This is a genomic window from Ningiella algicola, from assembly GCF_028401415.2.
In the GTDB taxonomy this organism is placed as follows: Bacteria; Pseudomonadota; Gammaproteobacteria; order Enterobacterales; family Alteromonadaceae; genus Glaciecola.
Genome location: NZ_CP171821.2, coordinates 255,910 through 276,424 on the forward strand (window position 1 = coordinate 255,910; position 20,515 = coordinate 276,424).

Annotated in this window: 15 protein-coding genes, 4 tRNA genes and 1 pseudogene; 5 read left to right on the forward strand and 15 right to left on the reverse strand. The window is 43.7% G+C overall.

All coding sequences use genetic code 11. The features are described from left to right. Position 1 precedes the first annotated feature (1 nt). The 5 genes from lnt to miaB form a co-directional block, all read right to left on the reverse strand. Positions 2-1,483 carry an apolipoprotein N-acyltransferase gene (lnt, locus tag PN836_RS01165; RefSeq protein WP_395342577.1) on the reverse strand — a complete coding sequence of 494 codons (1,482 nt, stop codon included), beginning with the start codon at positions 1,481-1,483 and terminating at the stop codon, positions 2-4. Positions 1,484-1,533: 50 nt separating this feature from the next. Continuing rightward, the gene (corC, locus tag PN836_RS01170; protein WP_395342579.1) at positions 1,534-2,394 is read right to left on the reverse strand and encodes a CNNM family magnesium/cobalt transport protein CorC; all 861 of its coding nucleotides are present in this window, start codon (positions 2,392-2,394) and stop codon (positions 1,534-1,536) included. A gap of 178 nt (positions 2,395-2,572) precedes the next feature. Then, a complete protein-coding gene (gene ybeY / locus PN836_RS01175) occupies positions 2,573-3,106 on the reverse strand; it encodes an rRNA maturation RNase YbeY (protein ID WP_395342582.1) in 534 nt (177 codons plus the stop codon). Positions 3,107-3,115: 9 nt separating this feature from the next. Further along, positions 3,116-4,162: a PhoH family protein gene (locus PN836_RS01180; protein ID WP_395342583.1), complete on the reverse strand. Its 1,047-nt coding sequence runs from the start codon at positions 4,160-4,162 to the stop codon at positions 3,116-3,118. Between the two features lie 33 nt (positions 4,163-4,195). Beyond that, complete coding sequence (miaB, locus tag PN836_RS01185) at positions 4,196-5,623, reverse strand: tRNA (N6-isopentenyl adenosine(37)-C2)-methylthiotransferase MiaB (protein ID WP_395342585.1); 1,428 nt, start codon at positions 5,621-5,623, stop codon at positions 4,196-4,198. A gap of 331 nt (positions 5,624-5,954) precedes the next feature. Here miaB and PN836_RS01190 point away from each other — a divergent pair, with 331 nt between their 5' ends. The 3 genes from PN836_RS01190 (at position 5,955) to PN836_RS01200 (ending at position 9,423) form a co-directional block, all read left to right on the forward strand. Continuing rightward, entirely contained in the window at positions 5,955-7,883 is a 1,929-nt protein-coding gene (locus tag PN836_RS01190) for a diguanylate cyclase (RefSeq protein WP_395342587.1), read from the forward strand. A gap of 75 nt (positions 7,884-7,958) precedes the next feature. Beyond that, on the forward strand, positions 7,959-9,176 hold the full coding sequence (locus tag PN836_RS01195) for an FAD-dependent oxidoreductase (RefSeq protein WP_395342588.1): 1,218 nt from the start codon (positions 7,959-7,961) through the stop codon (positions 9,174-9,176). A 73-nt stretch (positions 9,177-9,249) separates the two neighbouring features. Further along, complete coding sequence (locus PN836_RS01200) at positions 9,250-9,423, forward strand: hypothetical protein (RefSeq protein ID WP_395342591.1); 174 nt, start codon at positions 9,250-9,252, stop codon at positions 9,421-9,423. Positions 9,424-9,528: 105 nt separating this feature from the next. On the opposite strand, the gene PN836_RS01205 is transcribed toward PN836_RS01200, so the two are convergent. Beyond that, on the reverse strand, positions 9,529-10,989 hold the full coding sequence (locus PN836_RS01205) for an alanine/glycine:cation symporter family protein (protein WP_395342593.1): 1,461 nt from the start codon (positions 10,987-10,989) through the stop codon (positions 9,529-9,531). Positions 10,990-11,163: 174 nt separating this feature from the next. On the opposite strand from PN836_RS01205, the gene PN836_RS01210 reads away from it, so the two are divergent. Then, positions 11,164-12,555 carry a Gfo/Idh/MocA family protein gene (locus PN836_RS01210; protein ID WP_395342595.1) on the forward strand — a complete coding sequence of 464 codons (1,392 nt, stop codon included), beginning with the start codon at positions 11,164-11,166 and terminating at the stop codon, positions 12,553-12,555. Between the two features lie 71 nt (positions 12,556-12,626). Here PN836_RS01210 and PN836_RS01215 read toward each other — a convergent pair whose 3' ends face one another. The 8 genes from PN836_RS01215 to PN836_RS01250 all read right to left on the reverse strand — a co-directional run bounded on the left by PN836_RS01215 (position 12,627) and on the right by PN836_RS01250 (position 18,916). After that, complete coding sequence (locus PN836_RS01215; protein WP_395342598.1) at positions 12,627-13,457, reverse strand: mechanosensitive ion channel family protein; 831 nt, start codon at positions 13,455-13,457, stop codon at positions 12,627-12,629. 193 nt (positions 13,458-13,650) lie between these two features. Next, positions 13,651-13,726 (reverse strand) — tRNA-Gln (locus tag PN836_RS01220). Between the two features lie 38 nt (positions 13,727-13,764). Further along, positions 13,765-13,840: transfer RNA gene (locus tag PN836_RS01225), tRNA-Gln, on the reverse strand. An 18-nt stretch (positions 13,841-13,858) separates the two neighbouring features. Next, a tRNA-Leu gene (locus tag PN836_RS01230) sits at positions 13,859-13,943 on the reverse strand. A 34-nt stretch (positions 13,944-13,977) separates the two neighbouring features. After that, a tRNA-Met gene (locus tag PN836_RS01235) sits at positions 13,978-14,054 on the reverse strand. A 152-nt stretch (positions 14,055-14,206) separates the two neighbouring features. Then, a complete protein-coding gene (locus PN836_RS01240; protein ID WP_395342599.1) occupies positions 14,207-15,208 on the reverse strand; it encodes a hypothetical protein in 1,002 nt (333 codons plus the stop codon). Positions 15,209-15,474: 266 nt separating this feature from the next. Then, complete coding sequence (locus PN836_RS01245) at positions 15,475-17,709, reverse strand: tetratricopeptide repeat protein (RefSeq protein ID WP_395342602.1); 2,235 nt, start codon at positions 17,707-17,709, stop codon at positions 15,475-15,477. A 355-nt stretch (positions 17,710-18,064) separates the two neighbouring features. Beyond that, complete coding sequence (locus tag PN836_RS01250; protein ID WP_395342603.1) at positions 18,065-18,916, reverse strand: hypothetical protein; 852 nt, start codon at positions 18,914-18,916, stop codon at positions 18,065-18,067. A 254-nt stretch (positions 18,917-19,170) separates the two neighbouring features. On the opposite strand from PN836_RS01250, the gene PN836_RS01255 reads away from it, so the two are divergent. Continuing rightward, the gene (locus tag PN836_RS01255) at positions 19,171-19,380 is read left to right on the forward strand and encodes a hypothetical protein (RefSeq protein ID WP_395342605.1); all 210 of its coding nucleotides are present in this window, start codon (positions 19,171-19,173) and stop codon (positions 19,378-19,380) included. 62 nt (positions 19,381-19,442) lie between these two features. Here PN836_RS01255 and ychF read toward each other — a convergent pair. Next, positions 19,443-20,399, reverse strand: a pseudogene (ychF, locus tag PN836_RS01260) (redox-regulated ATPase YchF); the annotation flags it as partial. Between the last annotated feature and the right edge of the window lie 116 nt (positions 20,400-20,515).

The window sequence follows — 20,515 nt, forward strand, 5'->3', positions numbered from 1 at the left end:
CTCATTGTTGATGTCGTTTCAAGAAAAGCGCTAGTAACATACTCAGCGCGCTGATGACCAAAATCGCTATATTGCCATGCTTGGCATAAAAAGTATTACTTGTGACAATGGGAACATCTACGCGAAGCACATCATCTTTAAACTGCGGTAATTTGCCCAGCAAATTTCCATTGTGGTCGTAAGCTGCGGTAACACCCGTATTGGTCGCGCGTATCACTGGCAAGCCGAATTCCATCGCTCTTACTTTTGCGATTTCTAAATGTTGGTGTGGACCATGAGAATCCCCAAACCATGCATCGTTACTGACGGTGACAATGGCCGACGTATCTGCAAAAATGTTGGCTCTAACTTGATTGGGAAAGGCAATTTCAAAGCAAATTGCTGGTGCAAACTTAAGCCCTTTGGCTCTGAGGTTTTCTTGTACGTAATCGCCGCGTGAAAACGAGGACATGGGTAAATCAAAAATAGGTGCCAGAGGACGTAGCAAGTTCTCAAAGGGAACAAATTCCCCGATAGGCAGTAAATGATGCTTTGAAAAGCGATTGTTATGCATGTATTGATACGGCATGCTATTGGCGTCACTTGTATCCAAGCCCAGTGCAATAAGATTATTGTAGGCGTATTGGTTTTGTATGTTGACGTCAACCACACCGGTTATCAGTGCGCTTTCAGTTTCTGTGGCGATATCGTCTAACAGACTTAAATAATCGCCAGCGAGTATTTCCAAGCGCGGTACTGCCGCCTCCGGCCATAAAATAATGTCTGCATCCCATGCCTGTTCCGTCAGCCTGAGATATTTTTCCATCGTAGGTCGGTCTTGCTCAGGTCGCCAACGAATGGACTGCTCGATATTGCCTTGAACAAGCGCAACAGAAAAGGTTTTTCTTGGGGTGCTGTTTGCAAGCTCATCCTTTTCTGCGCTTGGACTAAACAAGAATATGCTCGTGCTTGTAACCAACGCAACAGTCGTGAAACTGATGATTGTTGCCTGATTTCTTTTAATCAGCACATTTGCAGTTACTGCAGCAAGAAACAGCATGACTGCTGACACGCCAATTTCGCCGATATACGAATAAAACATGGCGAATGGCCCATCGGCTTGGCTATAACCAATCGATAGCCAAGGGAATCCTGTTAAAAAGTGTGCACGGATCCATTCAGTGACCAGCCACAACAGTGGCACTGCAAGGGGCCATAAGCGAAAGGCAAAATAACGTTTAAGAATGAAGGCGAACAGAGCAGGATAAAGTGCTAAGTAACCGCAAAGTAGCAACATAAGTAGGATAGAAAATACAATGTGAACACCGCCAAAAGTGGCAATACTCACATGCACCCATGATATCCCTGCACCGAAAAAACCAAGGCCAAAAAGCCAAGCGTTAAAAAAGGGTTTTTCATTTCGAATAATTGTTACGCATAACCATGCGGGTAGCAGAAAAAACGGGAGCCACCAATATGAGAAGGGCGCATAAGCAAAGGTCATTGCAGCGCCCAAAAGTATGTTACAGGAATACCAAATGAGCGCTTTCAGTCCTAATTCTCCAGTTCGGGAAGGAAGACTTTCAGCTGTAACAAGCGGCGTTTATCGGAGTTTGTGACTTCAAAATGGATATTGTCGATTTCGACCTTCTCGCCAGTATTCGGCATATGTCCAAATGCGCGCAGTACAACGCCGCCGATGGTATCGGATTCTTCTTCGTTGAACTTACTCTCGAAGAATTCATTAAAGTCCTCTACAGAGGTCAGCGCTTTTACTGAATATGTGCACTTGTTGAGCGGGCGAATGTTGTCATTGTCATCTTCAATCTCATCAAATTCGTCTTCTATTTCACCAACGATAAGCTCAAGAATGTCTTCGATGGTAACCAAACCAGATACACCACCGTACTCATCTACTACAATCGCCATATGATAGCGCTGCTGACGAAACTCTTTTAGTAATACATCAACACGCTTACTTTCCGGAACAATGATAGCTTCTCTAAGGTTATCTTTTAGAGCAAAGGTTTTCTCGTCGTTAAATGCGTAGGCGAGAAGATCTTTAGCCAGCAGTATGCCTTCAATGTGATCTTTGTCTTCACTGATCACTGGGAAACGGCTGTGAGCAGAGTCCAGCATTAAGGGTAGAAACTCATCGACACCTTGTTCTACATCAATGGTGATCATTTGCGCTCGCGGGATCATGATTTCTCTCACGCGCATTTCGCTCACGCCCATCACACCTTCAATCATTTCTTTAGTCTGAGGGTCAATAAGCTCACGCTCTTGCGCGTCAGAGATTAAATCAGATAGTTCTTCTTTGTTTTTCGGTTCGCCTTTAAAGGTATGCAGCAAATTTGCTATCCAGCCTTTTTGCGACGAACCGTTGGTAGATGGGGGGGTGTCTTCGCTCATTGCCTATTCAGTCTTCGCTTGTTCATTTTGATATTGTACGCTCTTATTAGCATGCCATTATGCTTTGATACTCGCCCAAGACTATAAATGTAAGCCGCTTTAGCGAGATAATCAATGCTTCATGTAAAGCATCCTGCATTATTAAGATCCTTCTTAATTCACACGCAAGATTAGTGCCTTATTTCGTTTCATTTATTATATATGGATCTTGAAAGCCCAAGTCTCCCAATATTGCTACTTCAAGTGCTTCCATCTCTTGCGCATCTTTTTCGTGTATATGGTCATACCCCAACAAATGCAATAGGCCGTGAATACACATATGCGACCAGTGAGCCTCTACGGACTTGCCTTGTTCTTTTGCCTCCCTCTTAACAACAGGGGCGCAAATCGCTAAATCGCCTATATGATCAGTCTCCACGTAATCGGGTACATCGTTTACAAAAGAGAGCACATTAGTAGATTTGGATTTACCGCGGTATGTGGAGTTGAGGTATGCAGACTCCGTATCATCGATTACTCTAATGCCAAGCTCAATGCTTGAGGTCAAAGCCATATGTTTGTGCGCCGCTATTAACCAAGTTTCAATGGCCTTGTTAGATGGGATATCGTCCGGTTCTAAGTTAGCAATCGGTTCAGAGAGCTCATAATGCAGTACAAGAGCTGAACCGGACTTTGTAAGCATCAATTCAAGCGCAACATAGTTAGCTGACACGCAGACGATTTATTTTGCGGCATCATCGTCCTTGCGGGCTTGCTCACGGGCATGCTTCTCTTCTTGCTTTATTTTCTCTTGTTCTGAGTCGTAGTCTTCATAAGCTTGTACGATGCGAGCAACCACAGGGTGGCGCACAACATCGTTAGCAGTAAAGAAATTAAAAGAGATATCGTTCACTTGACCAAGCACATCTATTGCGTGGCGAAGTCCAGATTTTACGCCTCGTGGCAAATCGACTTGGGTGATATCTCCGGTAATCACTGCTTTAGAATTGAAGCCAATGCGCGTCAAGAACATTTTCATCTGTTCCGTTGTCGTATTTTGTGATTCGTCTAAGATGATGAAGGCGTCATTGAGCGTTCGCCCGCGCATATAGGCAAGCGGCGCCACCTCTATCACATTGCGTTCAATGAGCTTTTCGACTTTTTCAAAACCCAGCATTTCAAACAAGGCGTCATAAAGAGGTCGCAGATATGGGTCGACTTTTTGCGATAGGTCACCCGGTAAAAACCCCAGTTTTTCACCTGCTTCTACGGCTGGTCGCGTCAGCAATATACGTCTAATTTCTTGGCGCTCAAGGGCATCTACTGCGCACGCAACGGCAAGATAAGTTTTGCCCGTTCCAGCAGGACCAATGCCAAAGGTAATATCGTGATTTAATACATTTGCGACGTAGTTTGACTGATTTGGATTACGAGGTTTAATGACACCTCGTTTGGTCTTAATGTGCACTTCTTTGCCATAATCTCCAGCTTCTGCGCGCTCAAGACATTTGGCTTCCTGAATGGCTAGATGAACCTGATTAGGCTCCAACATGGGAATACTGCCTTTTACAGGCTGAGTTTCAATATACAGCAGTTTTAAAAGCTCACTTGCTCCATTGGCCTGCAGCGGGTCGCCTTGCACATTAAATTGATTATTTCGATAACTTATTTCCACCCCCAAACGGCGTTCAATTTGCTTAATGTTGTCGTCAAATGGCCCACATAAGCTTGATAGGCGTTTACTGTCGTCGGGCTCAAGCACAATTTGGTTGCTTACAAGATTACTCAATACGATTTCCTATGTTTTCTTCGGTCGATGTATTTATACAGGCATAACGTGAATCACGCCTAGCTCATCAGGTTTTGGTTGTTTTGCTAAAATGCTATGAGGGGAGACGGCAACACGAAGTCCCATATCTGCTTCTCTTAAGACAATCTCTCCTCGCAGTGAGTTGGTAAATACCTCAGTAATTTCCGCATCAACAAACTCACCAATCATGTCAGGCGAACCCTTAAAATTAACAACACGATTATTCTCAGTGCGACCAGTGAGTTCACTGGCATCTTTTTTCGATTCACCCTCTACTAAAATACGTTGAATACTGCCTAGCATATTCCGAGCTATTTGCTGGGAGTTTTGATTTATTCTTTGTTGAAGAATATGCAGTCGCTGTTTCTTCTCGGCTTCGCTTACGTCGTCGACAATATCAGCAGCCGGTGTGCCGGGGCGAACGCTATAGATAAAGCTGAAACTCATATCGAAGCCAACATGCTCAATAAGCGACATGGTGGCTTCGAAGTCTGCTTGTGTTTCACCCGGAAAGCCAATGATAAAATCTGAACTCATCGATAAATTCGGACGCACTTTCTTCAACTTTCGAATCGTGCTTTTATATTCAATCGCCGTATGTCCTCGTTTCATCATGGTAAGAATTCGGTCAGAACCGCTTTGAACAGGAAGATGAAGATGATCGACCAGCTCTGGGATATGTTTGTACGCTTCGACAATATCATCTGTAAATTCAACCGGGTGTGAAGTAGTGTAGCGAATACGATCGATGCCATCGATGCTTGCCACTAACTCTAGAAGCTCTGCAAATCGACAAATTGCGCCGTCGTGCTGCTCACCCCGATACGCGTTGACGTTTTGTCCAAGAAGATTAACCTCACGAACACCTTGCGCGGCAAGTTGCGCAACTTCAAGCAATACATCATCAACCGGGCGGCTTACTTCTTCGCCGCGCGTATAGGGGACAACGCAGAAGCTACAATACTTTGAGCAACCTTCCATGATTGACACAAAGGCCGTTGGGCCCTCGGCTCTTGGTTCAGGTAAGCGGTCGAATTTTTCAATTTCTGGAAAACTCACATCGACCACCGAGCGATCGCCGCCTTTAATTTGTTGAATCATCTCGGGCAATCTGTGCAGGGTTTGCGGACCGAACACAATGTCAACATAAGGTGCACGTTTGCGTATTTCCTCACCCTCTTGCGAGGCCACACAGCCGCCCACACCGATAATCATTTCGGGCTTGTCTTTTTTCAAATGTTTCCAGCGCCCAAGCTGATGAAATACTTTTTCCTGTGCCTTTTCCCTGATAGAGCAGGTATTCAACAAAATAAGATCGGCTTCTTCAGGCTCTTGTGCTTTTGTATAACCATGGGTGGAATCGAGTAAGTCTGCCATTTTGTCTGAGTCATACTCGTTCATTTGGCAGCCCCAGGTTTTAATAAACAACTTCTTTGTCATATCTGTGCTCGGTTGTGTTAGCTATCTGGACTTGAGTCGCGCTTCTTTTTTCTAAAGACACGCTTAAACGGCCTTCATGCCGAATGTGATCAACCAAATCTGCTAAGTCGCGAGCGCTTGCCTTAACTAACAAAACAACTCGCAATAAATCATCGCCTAATAATTCGTGGATTTTATCGTGTTTTAGATCCTTACGCAAAGAAACATAGGGACAGTAAATTACGTTGTCTTTTTTGTAAGTCCCGCGCCGCTTGGGTTTTAGTTCAAATGACCGATAACCTTAAATAACGTGAAATCACGTTCAGCTATAAAAGGTGAATAAGAACAACAAATGCATGATTTGACTACGGCCGATACGATCTGGCTACTATTCTGTAGCTCGTTGCTTTTGCTGATGCAAGCCGGCTTCACCTGCTTAGAATCTGGGCTTATCAGAAGTAAAAACAGCGCAAACGTCGTGATGAAAAATCTGATTGATTTAACCCTTGCCTTTTTGGTGTACGGTTTTATCGGTTTTGGTCTCATGTACTATAGCGTGAACGGCTATATTGGCAGTTTTCATCCTGTTTTTGGTGCGCATGATAATAATCTAATTGTTTTTTTCATTTTTCAGGCCATGTTTTGCGCAACGGCGATCACAATCGTATCTGGTGCTGTGGCAGAGCGTATGACCTTTATCGGATACGCGCTACTAGCTGTTTTCGTGAGCGCAGTCATTTATCCAATCGTAGGCCAGTGGGTTTGGGGCGGTGCAATCAGTTTTTACGAGTCGCCCTTGAATATTGCTGCGCAACCAATGGAAGCTGAAAAAAGCACGGTTTTAGGATGGCTTGCAAAACTTGGATTCTATGATTACGCAGGCGCTACAGTTGTGCATTCCGTTGGCGGATGGGTGGCGCTCGCTACGCTGCTTATTATTGGACCCCGATTAGGTCGATACGATAAGAATGTAAAGCCTTTTGAGCAATCCTCACTGACTATGGTAGCTGTGGGTTCTTTCTTTATTTGGATTGGCTGGATAGGCTTTAACGGCGGTAGCTTATTTCGCTTCGATGCAAGTGTACCCAAAATTTTATTGAACACTCTGCTAGGCGGAGCAGCAGGTATGTGTTCTGCCTTAGTCTACACCTACTACACACATAGAAAAGCCTTGGTCATTCCAATGGTGAACGGCGGTTTGATTGGGCTTATCTCAGTCACCGGCGCGACCAACCACATTTTACCTTATGAGGCTATTTTGCTTGGCGCACTTGCCGGACCACTAATCATGCCGATGAACAAAATGCTTAATTACTGTAAAATTGACGACGCCGTTGGTGCGATCCCGGTGCATCTGGCCGGAGGCGTGTTTGCCACCATTGCGGCTGGTTTTTTCATACCGATCTCTGAGGATACGAACCGCTTTGAGGCGATTTTAATTCAATGCTTTGGTGTAATTTGTGTTGGCATTTTTACATTCAGCACAAGCTATATCGGCTTAGTCTGTATTAACCGTTTCTACCCACTTCGTGTGAGTGCCGAAGATGAGCAGCTTGGCCTTAACATGACTGAGCATAATTCTGCATCAACGGGCTTTGATATCGTGTCTCAATTAAATGAACGTCTCGAGGGTGGCGACTATTTTAGGAAAGTGCAGGTTAACGCCGAAAGCGACACTTTTGAAATGGCCAAACACTACAACAAAATGGTCGATAAGCTTCAAACTTTGAACTTACAAAAAGAGGAGGCCCTGCAGTGGGCTGTGTACCATGCCAATCATGATTCTCTTACAGGTTTGTTTAACCGATATGCACTTAACCGCCAACTTGAAATGCTTGATGCCGGGCAGATTGTTAATCCACCGTGCACGCTCGTGGCCTTAGTTGATATCGATCATTTTAAAAAAATTAACGATGCCTATGGACACGATATAGGCGACAAAGCATTAGTGTTTGTTGCAAATCATCTCAGCCAGACATTAGCGAAAGACATGTTTTTGGCCAGAGCAGGAGGAGAGGAGTTTTGCATCATTTTGCGTTCTACTTCTATTAACGAAAGCAGAGAGCTACTTGATAAGCTTCGCGAACATATTGCTCAACAGGCGCTTATCATCGACGATTTAAATATTTCGATGACCGTATCTGTGGGTGCGGCTTGCTTTAATCATGATGTCAATGCATCTCAGTGCATGAAGCGAGCCGATATGGCGCTCTACGCAGCTAAGGAAAGTGGACGTAACCAAACGGTCATGTTTGATGATACACTTAAGCCACCTCAGTAATTTCGCTAAAAAAATGCGCTCGAAAAAGCAAACGTGTTTTAGTAAAGCACAACGGGGCAAAGCGCAAAGGACCGCATGATAACAGAAAATTCTCAGTTTGATGTATGCATAATAGGGGCTGGCATGGTGGGTGCTGCTTGCGCATGCTTATTGGCTAGGCAGGGTGCACAAGTAGCCTTAATTGAACCCTATCTACCGAGTACATTTGATCCTTCCCAGGCGCCCGATTTGAGGGTGTCAGCGTTAAATCGCCACAGTTTAGACTTACTGGATAGCGTTGGCGCGCTAAAGCTAATTATGGCCATGCGCTATCGTTCATATTCTTATTTAGAGGTGTGGGAATCCGACTTTTCTAAAACACGCTTTGACTCGGCCGATATTGGAGAGCAGCAAATAGGAATATTTGCTGAAAACCGGATTATTCAACTAGCGCTACTAGAGGTGCTCAAGCGAGACTTTTCAGATTACGTTACTTTGCATCGAGCTAAGGCAAGCTCCATTGATATTGTGTCGGGCGAAGTAAGCTTGCAAGACATAGAAAATGAGTCTTCGGACGGTTCATCCCGTAAACATCATTTAAAGGCACAAATTATTATCGGTGCAGATGGCGCGAACTCTCAAGTTCGTCGCATCGCTGATATTGGTCAAACTGGGTGGGAGTATGCACAACAAGCTAATCTTTTTGCGGTTAACATGCATGATAAAATCGCTGATGAAACTTGGCAGCAGTTCACGCCGCAAGGGCCTGTTGCCCTGTTGCCCATGCATGAGAGCTTTGCATCTTTAGTTTGGTATGCTGACGCGCAGACTTCATCCGCACTGAAGCATATGGACAATGAGCATCTTAAATCTGCTATTCGAGCAAAGTTCCCTGATAGACTGGGTGACTTTGATTTGATTGATAAAGCGGGATTTTCGTTAACGCGTATGCATGCAAAGCATTATCATAAACATCGCGCGGTATTGATTGGGGATTCTGCTCATACCATTAACCCGTTGGCAGGTCAGGGCGTAAATCTCGGCTTTAAAGATGTTGCAGCCTTGTGCAAGGTGCTAGACGAAAGCTCAGCAGAGGATATTCACAACTCACATAAACTAAGCGCATTATTTGATAATTACGAAAAAGGCAGGCGCCCTCAAAATCTATTGATGATGTCATCAATGGACGCACTGTATAAGACCTTTGGTAACGACGTTCCTGGACTGAAGGCTATTCGTAACCTTGCGCTTTTAGCGGCTCAGCGAGCGGGACCCGCAAAAAATATTGCACTTAAGTATGCAATGGGTATCTAAGCCAATAGTGAAATGAATCAGCGTCAATGTTCAGTTGATATTTGTCGCGTAATTTAGCATAGGAATAAAGTGAATGAATGTATTCGTTATACTCGGCGTATTGTTTATTGCCTTACTTGTTATTGTTCCCCTAGTAGAAAAATCAGGTTTGCGGGTATCGAATGAGACTGCGGGGAAGATGTCGAGAATCATTTTCCCCTTAATCATTATTGCACTTGTCATACAGCTATTCATGTACATGTTTTAAGTGATAGAAAGTTTCATCGATTCGCGCAGTATATAGTCTTTCAGTCTGCGTCCTTAAATTTCTTTGAATCCCTGTCTGGCAAGTTAAATCAATCTAAATCTAGTATCAAACAGTCGGTGTTTCCGAACCTTTGGTTTTAGATTCCCCTGTCCAGATATCGTTTTCTTCCAAGTTACCCTGAAGCTTACATTTTGCTGCGTCAAAGTTTATCTCTCTTTGTGATCGCTTCTGCATTGCGCGCTGCTTGTGATAGTCCTTTGTGATATTGACGATGGTGGGTGTTAATAGCACAAGCGCAATGACATTTACGACCGTCATCAAACCTAAGGCCATATCAGCCATTGCCCAAACGGTGGGCAACTCAGCCATCGCACCCCAAAAAATCATAGCTAAATAGCCGCTGGTAAAGAGTATTCGACCGGCTTTATTATCAAGCTTAAATATATGCAGATTTGCTTCGCCGTAAGCATAGTTTGCGACGACCGAAGTAAAAGCAAAAAATCCAATTGCGGCTGCTACAAAGTCGGCTCCCACGCCACCTAAATGGCTCTCCATTGCGGCCTGAGTTAAACGAATGCCCTCCATTTCACCAATGGCAGTATCGGTACCCAGTAAAATGATAAAGGCCGTAGCCGTGCACAATACCATGGTGTCTAAAAATACGCCCAACATCTGCACGTAGCCTTGTGAGGCAGGGTGATTTGGGTGGGGACTTGCGCTTGCTGCTGCTTGTGGAACGCTGCCCGAACCGGCTTCATTTGAATAGAGTCCGCGCATAATGCCGTTTTTAACCGCTGCGGCAAACGCGCCTGCGCCAGCTTCTTGTAGTCCAAATGCCGAGCTAAGAATGTCCCACAATACAGAAGGTAAGAATTGGATATTGATTGCAGTGATGGCTAAAGCAACCAACACGTAGGTCACGCCCATAAACGGCACAACCCACTCAGCAAATTTTGCGATGGCGCGTAATCCACCTACAACAATCAGGCCTGCTACGATAACAATGACTGCGCCAGTATATTCGGTCGGTATATTGTAACTATTGTTAAATGCATCGGTAATGGTGTTTGCTTGTACTGCGCTAAATACAAAGCCGTAGCCAAAGAATAAACACAGCGCAAAGAGCACGGCAAACCATGAGTTCTTTAAGCCTTGTTTGATGTAATAGGCGGGGCCACCGCGAAACTGACCATCTCGGTCTTTAATTTTATAGGCCTGGCCAAGCACTGATTCGGCATAGCCGGTAGCCATGCCTAAAAAGGCAATCACCCACATCCAGAATATTGCGCCGGCACCGCCGAGAGAAATCGCAACAGCAACGCCTGCAAGATTCCCTGTTCCAACTCGTGCCGAGAGGCTGGTGCACAGCGCTTGAAATGAGCTAATGCCTTGTGCATCACTTTTATTGCTATTTTTAAGCAAAGAAAACATATGCTTAAAGTCAATTAACTGAATGAATTTCAGGCGAGCCGTAAACCACACGCCGGCAACAAGCAGCATATAGATAAGTACTTGGCCTTGCCCCCAAAGAATATTATTAACAAAACCTACAATGTCGTTGAGCAAAGCTGTCCCTTTTGTGTTTATGTTTTAGCGTGGAGTTATGAGGTGGTTTTTAGAATCGAATAACTATCAGTGACGTAAAATCATAGCCCGAGCAATGATGAAATGCGAGTGCAGTTTTTCACCTAGTCGATTATTATCTTGTATACCGAGAAAAATATACTGGAAACGCGACCAATGAAAGCAAACAAGCCAGCTGCCAGCAAACGACGTTTTTTAAATAGTTTAGCCGCAATAGCAGGCGCATCTATGCTAAGTCCATCGGCAATTGCTAAGTCAAGCAATGAGTCATCCAGCAGTGCAAATAAAGCTTATCGAGTGAGCCTAATTGGTTGTGGCTGGTACGGAAAGAGCGATTTATTCAAACTAATCCAAGTTGCTGATGTGAATGTGGTAGGGATTTGCGACGTAGATAAGCACTTTCTAGAAGAAACGGCAGTGCTAGTTGCACAGCGTCAAAAAAACGCGCAGCGACCAAGTATGTACACCGACTATAAAAAAATGCTCAGCGAGACAAACTCGGATATTGTCATCATTGGCACGCCCGATCATTGGCACGCATTGCAGTGTATCGACGCAATTAAGGCTGGGGCACATGTATTTTTGCAAAAACCCATTAGCGTAGACGTGCTGGAAGGGGAGGCAATTTTAGCAGCCGCAAAATTAACAGATTCAGTTGTTCAAATTGGCATGCAGCGCCGTATGACGCCGCATTTGCTTAACGCTAAAAAAGAAATTGTTGATTCTGGGAAGCTAGGCAACATAAGTCATGTTGAAATGTGGTGCTACTTTCCTATGCGCGCAAATCGAAATCCACCTTTACAAGAGGTGCCAGACTTTTTTGATTATGAGGCCTGGGCTGGTCCTGCGCCCAAGCGCCCCTACGATGGTTTGCCGCACAAGATGTGGTGGCGCGCTTTCATGGAATATAGCAATGGCGTTAGCGGAGATATGTGCGTGCATATGTACGATACGGTGCGTTGGTTGCTAGGGCTTGGTTGGCCCAAACGGGTTTCATCTACCGGCGGCATTTATGTGCAGACTGAAAGCAAAGCCAATACGCCTGACACACAAAACATTGTATTTGAACACGACAATCTTAACTGTATTTGGCAGCATCGCACTTGGGGCGTCCCACCCAATCCCGACTATCCATGGGCCTTTGCGCTTTATGGGGACAAGGGCACCTTAGTTGGCAGCACGATGCAGGCCGATTTCACGCCTGTCGACAAGGACGCGAAAGCGGTGCATTTTGATTTGGTTTATGAAAAAGAAAAATATCCAAAAGATATGCTAGAAGAAGATATCGAGCATAACGCGGCACCTGCAACACGACTTTTGTTGCTCGATTTTATACATGCCATTGAAACCAAGCGATCCCCCGTATCAGATTTAGAGCAAGGGCATATTTCAACGGCAAGCTGTATTTTGGCGAACATGTCAATGAACTTAGGCCGACCTTTAAGCTACGACCCAATTAATAAAATCGTTGTCAATGATGAGGAGGCGACGAGCTTATTGGCTCGTAAATATAGAACGGGCTACATACATCCTTACAAGCCGACATAAAGCGTGTTTACTGAGTATGGCTCGCATATTTAGCACTAGGCTAAATATGCGAGGCGCAACGCTTTGAGAATCTACTTGCTCTCGTTGACCAAAATAACTTTGCGATGAGGGAAGGGAATTTCGATTTTCGCTTCGTCCAGTGCTTTTTTCACTAGCTCAGGTACAGAAAACTTAATATCAAAATAATGCTCGCCTTTACAGAATGGCCTAACAATGAAGTCAACTGACGAATTGTTTAACTCTGAAACTTCCACGAAAGGCGCTGGATCTTTAAGCACATGCGGGTGTTCGGCTAAGACCTTATTAATGACTGCTCTGGCTTTATCAATATCTTCGTCGTATGCAACACCAAACGTCATGTCGACGCCGCGAATTTCATGAAATGAATGGTTAGTAATTTGTTTACCCCAAATTTCCCCATTAGGAATAATGATTTTTTGATTGTCAAAGGTTTGAAGCACGGTAGTGAACAAATCAATTTCTGTCACTTTCCCAAACGTGCCTGCGACTTCGGCAAACTCATCCACTTTGTAGGGACGGAAAATGAGAAGCATAACGCCCGCTGCGAGATTGGACATCGTGCCTTGTAAGGCCAAACCAACCGCTAAGCCTGCTGCACCAATTAACGCAACAATTGAAGTTGTCTCAACACCAAACCGATTGAGTACGGCAATGAATACAAAGGCTAAGATAAGATAGCGAACACAACTGCCGAAAAAACGAAATAAAGTATCGTCTAAGCGCTCATATTTTTTGCCAATGCCATACACAGCTTTGTACGCTTTACCACTGATCCACAACCCAATAATGAGTATGAGGGCGGCAAGCAGAATGTTCGTTGCCCAAGCAATAGCGCCTGGCACGTATGAATTAAGATCTAATGATTGAAAAAACGATTCCATGGTGTGTCCTTGTATTGTTATAAGTCCCTTATGGACCATAGCTCGCACATAATACTGTGCGCAAACGGTGCAACTTCAATGGACCAAATTATCTGGGATGTTTTACTCGGTTGGACGGCGAGTATGTACCATCTAAATCGAGTATATTCATCGACTATGATTAGTTCAAGATAAATGCAGTGTGCAGAGAAAATGGCTGGGGTAGCAGGACTCGAACCTACGAATGGCGGGATCAAAACCCGCTGCCTTACCAACTTGGCTATACCCCAGTAGGGAAGTGTTCATTTTCGTGAAAGATCTTAGGAAATGGCTGGGGTAGCAGGACTCGAACCTACGAATGGCGGGATCAAAACCCGCTGCCTTACCAACTTGGCTATACCCCAGTCGTTCCAAAACAAGTCTGGTGCGGAAGGAGAGACTTGAACTCTCACGCCGTGAAGCACTGGAACCTAAATCCAGCGTGTCTACCAATTCCACCACTTCCGCATTTAACCGTTTTTTTCACAACTCTAAAACTAATTGGTGGCTACGGCGGGACTCGAACCTGCGACCCCATCATTATGAGTGATGTGCTCTAACCAGCTGAGCTACGTAGCCATAATTACTCAATTTCAGAGTGGCGCGTATTATGCGCAAGCGAGATAGGGTCGTCAACCGTTTTTTGCTCTTTTACGGGCACTTGCTCATAAACTATTCGAGCGCTTTGTAAACTTAAGCAATTTACTATTATTTGTGCCCTAAACTGAACGCTATTGCTGCTTTGGCAGTATGCCTTCGCCCACGCTTAATTGTGATAGCTGCTGATTAATTTTATCGCCTAATTTGCCATTGTAAATACGCGGAACTCGACTTGAGTCAGTTTCATAATTGTTGCTGCTGAATACGGAATCAAAGACTTCGGAGTTATTGTGTGACGATTGCTCACGCATGCGCGTTTTAGCAGATAGTGCAGAAATTTTTTCTATGCCGTTCGCGCGCGAGAAGCGTGCGTAAGACTTGAAGCTAAAGTGTTCTTCGACATGTCGATTGCTTAGGCTTATCAACATATCCATCAAGGAATACAAAATGAGATCCTGTTTAAGCGATTCGCAAACAAGACATAGTGTCTGCGGCTTAAGCTCGTGAAGACGAGTCGACTTGTCAGGTAGGACTTGTAGCGCCAAAACGTGATGCTGCTCACCAACTTCAATCATATCTTTCAGTTCAAACCGACAGTGGTCATAGCGAATTGAATTAAAAAGATGATCAACGTCTATTCTACTAAGCTCCGCATCGCTTGGCTTTTGAGTTTGTGTGTGCGAAGACATGGCCATCAAGGGCAGATCGTGATGACAACTAAATGGCGTTGTAATGCTGTTTTTGTGATGCCATTTAAACAACTCTCTTACTTCGTGTTCGCGCGCTTTGAGCATGGCTAAAAACGCTGTTTGAATGATTTCGGAAGAGGGCAGGTTCGGCTCTACGCGCCATCGGCGACCATATACTATCTTTTTATGAGCCTGTTTATGCGCACTAACATAATTGTCTAGTCCAACAATGCCCACCTGCAGAAAGATCCCAGCATGGTCTTGATCCGCAAACAGAATGTAATTTGGATCATAGTCGATGTCTGAAATAATATCCGATACAGACTCTAGCGTATGTTGATAGCTCAAATAGTGCTGTGGGATGCAATTGGTGCCGTCATCGAGCTGGATTTCAGGTGCGTTAGCCATTGGCATTTCACCGGGAAGCAAAGCTAATTTAGTCATCGCAAAAAATGCTCACTTATATTCATCAGATCTTAAAAAAGATAAGGCCGCTTTTGATATAGAACGGGCGAAAGTTTATTAACTTTCAAAGATGTATGAACTACGGCGTCCATCTTAAAACGGATGTATTCACCCTTAAAAAAACGGATATGACCCACGACAGGTGTGTAGTTGAGGACAGCAAAGGTTAAAGCAATCCCCACCAATCAAAAGAATGCGTGCTCAATTTTTGAATACAATACGCTTGTCGTCATTACAGGCTTTTTCTACTGTGTTAAAAGATCTAAATGTTTACGTTCGCTTTTAAAAAATAAACGATGCTTTTCTACCAAATCGTCAAATTCAGCTTTGCCATGAAAATCTGCAAAAATAGGATCATAAGGTAAAGAGTACGAATAAAATGACCAGCGACTATCAATGGCTAGCTTCAGTCTTCTCAAAGCCTCTTGGTGTTTATCTAACAGGATTAAGAAATAAACATCATCGATACCGGAGCTAAAACCGCCCCCCATAAATTGACGACTCTTATCAATATGTTCCACCCCATGGCTGAGTAGAGTGTTTGCGCGTGTTGTCTCACCTTTTTGCTTCCACGCTTGAGCAATAAGCCGTATTGCCCAAAGGTCCCAATCACTCACTGTAGGCGTTTCAGCAAACAGGTGCGAGAAATAAGGTTTTAGTAAGTCCAGTACTTCCTGTGGTCTTTCTTTATATTGCAAAACATCAGCTAACTGCAATCGATAGTATGGAGAGTTTGGATAAATGGCTATTTGCTCACTAATTATTTGATATACTTTTTCAAATTCCTTCATGTGAAGCCATTTATTCGCTTCATAATAGTCAGGAAAGGTCGTCAATAGTTCTCTAGAGCATTCATGCGCGGACTGTTCATCCCAAATTTGATAATAGCCAAGACAGACCAGCCAATGTCGATTTGGATTATTTGGGTCTAACTCTCTTTCTTTTATTGCATACATCACCGATTGCGCAGGCTCACCTTTTTGCAAATACCATCGACTGAGCAAGCTATGATTATTGACGGCACTTGGATATTTCTCAATGTTCTTCTTAATCACTTGGATTGCTTCTTCGAGGCGCCCAAGAGTCCATAAAATAGTGGCTAGGGAATAAGAGATTTGGCTTGAGTTTGGATCTAAGGCGTAGGCTCTCCTGGCTTGTCTTAACGCATCTTCAGTACGGCCTTCTTTGTTAAGCAAGTCAGCATAGTCGGCAAAGGCTTTTGAGTTGTTAGGGTTTAATTCAATGGCACGCTCAAAGCTCTCAATCGCCTTTTTATTGTCTGCATTAAATACATCCATTAGCCCTTGAAGATTGTGAGCTTCTGAAGAAAAAGGGTCCAAATTAATGGCTTTTGACAGTAGCGCTTTTGCTTCATTAATTAGGGCCGACTTTTCTGTATTGGGGTAGGCATGAGCGTAAGTATTAGTCGTAAACTGTTGATGGAGTATGCGGGCCATATGAACGTACGGCAAGGCATAATCTGGCTCGTTTTCTATTGCTTGCTTAAATAAATCAAGGGCTCGCTCTCGACTAGCATCGGTCATTTTGTTTGCATAACTAATCCCTCTGAGCAGCAGCTCGTAGGTTTCAAATTGAGGTTGATAAGATTGTCCTCCCTTTAATACCGTCCCTTTCATCGAAACAACAAGTGCATTCGCGATTTCATCTTGAATGGAAAAAATATTGCTTAGATTTCTAGTAATGTTGCTGGTCCATATTTCACTTTCTGTGTCTACTTGCACTAAGCGCGTAATGACTCTGAGCTTATCGTTTGAAGGTTGAATACTGCCTTCAACAACAAATTCTACGTCTAGCTCTCGGGCAATTTGTGCGATACTTTTATTGCTGTTTTGATAAGAAAATGAAGATGTACTTGCAGTGACTTCTATACCATCTACTCTACCGATAATGTGAATGATTGTATCGCTTACCCCTTTTGCTAAATAATCGTAATTATTATCTTTTGATAAATCGCTAAATGGCAAAACAGCGACTCGAGGTATGCCTTTTTTTTCTACGCTCGTTTCTTTTTCATTAAGTGCCAACATAAAAAACGCAAGTAGCGAAAGTGGGAGCAAAAATAGAAATGCTAAGTAGCGCTTTTGAGCAAGAGAAAAGCTTTTTGCTCCATTTTTATCGTTTGCGCTCTTTCTTTGGCGTTTGACCACCACTGAAACATCACCAAAGTTAGTGATATACCCCCTGCGAGGGACGGTTTGAATGTAGGCTTGTTTATTCTCGGGGGACAAGGTCTGGCGAAGAATTGAGATGGAACGATTGATTGGATCGTCAGAAACAATTCTGTTCTCCCAAACATGTTCGATAAGCTCATCGCGTCTGACTACTCGGTTTTGGTTAACGAGCAAATATGACAAAAGCTTCGCGACGATAGGCTCCAAACGCTTTATATGTTCGGATGAGACTAGTTCACCGCTCTCTTGATCAAACTCCCATCGAGCAAACTTTACAATATCAGTCACACTTATTCCTGCTTCATAAACATTCTTCGTGATTGCCCTCTCGCCTGATCATAGAACGTTAGAGATGTGATAAGCGAATTATGTAAACAAATGCTTATCTCACACTCAGCCAATATAAACAAAATTTCTATGTTTGGGTAGTCATCGACATACGTCTTAATGTTTACCAACGGATAAACAGTAACGAGTCAAAACAACGTCAGATAAGTTGCAAAAATACGCGCCAGAATAGGATCATGACTAGCATCTTCGCTCAATTAATGAAGAAAGAAAACATATGCCATAACAAGAGAAGCCATGCAGGAATAGTGGCGAAAAAGCAGCACTTCTATGCTGCTTTATCACTAAAAAATACCTAACTCCTTTTAATTCTAGTTGCTATCAGCAAAGCAATCATTGCTGAAAATACGTAGGTGACAGACGGAGTCGATACTCTCGAGACTTCAAGCAATTGATTAGTAATATCAAAGCCCCCCAAATTTGGTATGCCATTTTCATCTAAGAAAACCGTATGCAATACGCCGCACGCAGCTCCTGTTAGGCAGGGCGTTCCGCCAGATTGATTGTTTAAGATACCTGAGGTCAAGGTCGAGCCATTTGGCAATCCATCAATGATTTCGAACACATCATCACCTGCTGGGATTTCGTCAAAGAATAAAAAGTTATCTGGTGGTGCTGGCAAAAAGCTACCTAGTCCAAATACGCCAAATCCGTCGAAGGGCGCGAGCAAAATACCTTCAAAAAACTCATCTCCTAATACGCCACCTTCTGCGATGTTGTAATTTAAAATGAAAAATAGGTCGATGGGAGCGAATCCGAAAAAAGTATCTCTGATATCAGTTAAGTCGTGGAATAAGGAAATTTCAGTTACTTGGCCGCCATCACCACCAAACTCTTGGCCATCAAAAGAGCCTGAAAAAGAGATGCTTGCACTACTCACCTCATTTAGTCCTGCTTCAAAATTTGATCCTGCAAAGTCTAAATTGTTAGGATCTGAGAAGATAAATGAGCTTAAATATCCGTCGCCATTTAAGTCCTCTCCAGTAAAACTTCCTACTACCTCGCCGCCATTGCTAAAGCCCCCCAATGTGAAGTTATAGGTAACCGGTGCTGAGTGGACTGCAGCAGCAACGATGAGTGAGAAGGCGAGTACAATATTTTTGCATAGTAATATACTGATACTGTCCGTTGAAAACAGATTCTTCATGATGTATTTCTCCATTAATTATTAGTATTTGGCTTGAAAGCCAAGCATAAAAATATGTTGATAGCGCCAACTTCTCCTTATGAACTTGTAATATAAAGCTAATGAATAGCTTATGAGCTTCAGCATGATTCTTATGTCTATGAATTTATTGGTTTTTATCTCTAGTGAGAGCGCTTGTTTAAGTCGGAAGAATTTTGATAGTCACGCGTCGTGAGATGCTCTTTAGGCATCGAAAAGTAGACAGTTAGAAGGGAATGTTGCGAAAACAATTACTGAATAAATCTGGATTGAACGCTTTGACGGATAGTCTAAACGACACAATGGAGCCTAAGTCTGGCGATATTGTTTGGCAATCTCGAAAGCTAGCAAGTCGCGAGCGAACAGCCGATATAAGCTGTGTCACCATTGATGATGCACAAGCTATTATGCTTAGTACGCCCTCGTACTTGTATCTTGCTAAGTGAGATAAACAGCGAGGACATCAGTTATAGACGTTTACTCGCGCTGTATTGGCGCAGGCTTCGATCTATACGTTAAATCTAAAATGAATCACATCGCCATCTTTCACGATGTATTCCTTACCCTCAAGACGCCATTTACCGGCGTCTTTTGCGCCTTGTTCGCCATTTCCAGCAATAAAGTCGTCAAAGCCAACCACTTCAGCACGTATGAAACCTTTTTCGAAGTCTGTGTGGATTTTGCCAGCGGCTTGCGGTGCGGTTGAACCTTCGGGATATGTCCATGCTCGCACTTCCTTCACACCCGCAGTAAAGTAGGTTTTTAGGGTAAGTAGACTGTAACCAGCCCGGATAACCCGGTTTAGGCCTGGCTCATCAAGTCCTAGCTCTTCGAGGAAATCGGCTTTATCTTCGTCATCCAGTTCGGCAATGTCGGATTCTATGGCTGCGCATACGCTGACTACCACTGCATCTTCTTGTTTAGCAATCTCGCGTACTTTGTCCAGGTAGGGATTATTCTCAAAACCATCTTCATTTACATTGGCGATGTACATGGTGGGTTTGAGCGTAAGGTAATTCATATAGCTGATTGCTTTATGTTCTTCGGGGGTAAGTTCAACAGCCCTCAATAGTCCACCTTCATTTAAATGTGGCAGAAGTTTTTCAAGTACTTTCAGTTCGAACTTTGCGTCAGCGTCGCCACCTTTTGCCCGTTTACCCACTCGAATCATGGCTTTTTCAGTTGTTTCTAAATCAGCCAAAGCAAGTTCGGTATTGATAACGTCAATATCTTCTTGCGGGTCGACTTTGCCAGCCACGTGCACAATGTTTTCATCATCAAAGCAGCGCACAACGTGTCCAATTGCGTCTGTTTCGCGAATATTGGCTAAAAATTTATTGCCCAAGCCTTCGCCTTTGGAGGCGCCAGCAACTAAGCCTGCAATATCCACAAACTCCATGGTAGTGGCAATGACTTTTTGAGGTTTTACAATGCTAGCGAGCTGATCAAGCCTATTGTCGGAGACTAGTAAGATTCTTGTATATTGGTACTTTTGTTCACCTAAAAGGTAAATTAGCACACGATACTGTTGCTATTAAACGCTATTTACTAGTAACCTTCGCAACAGTTATTTATAGGGTT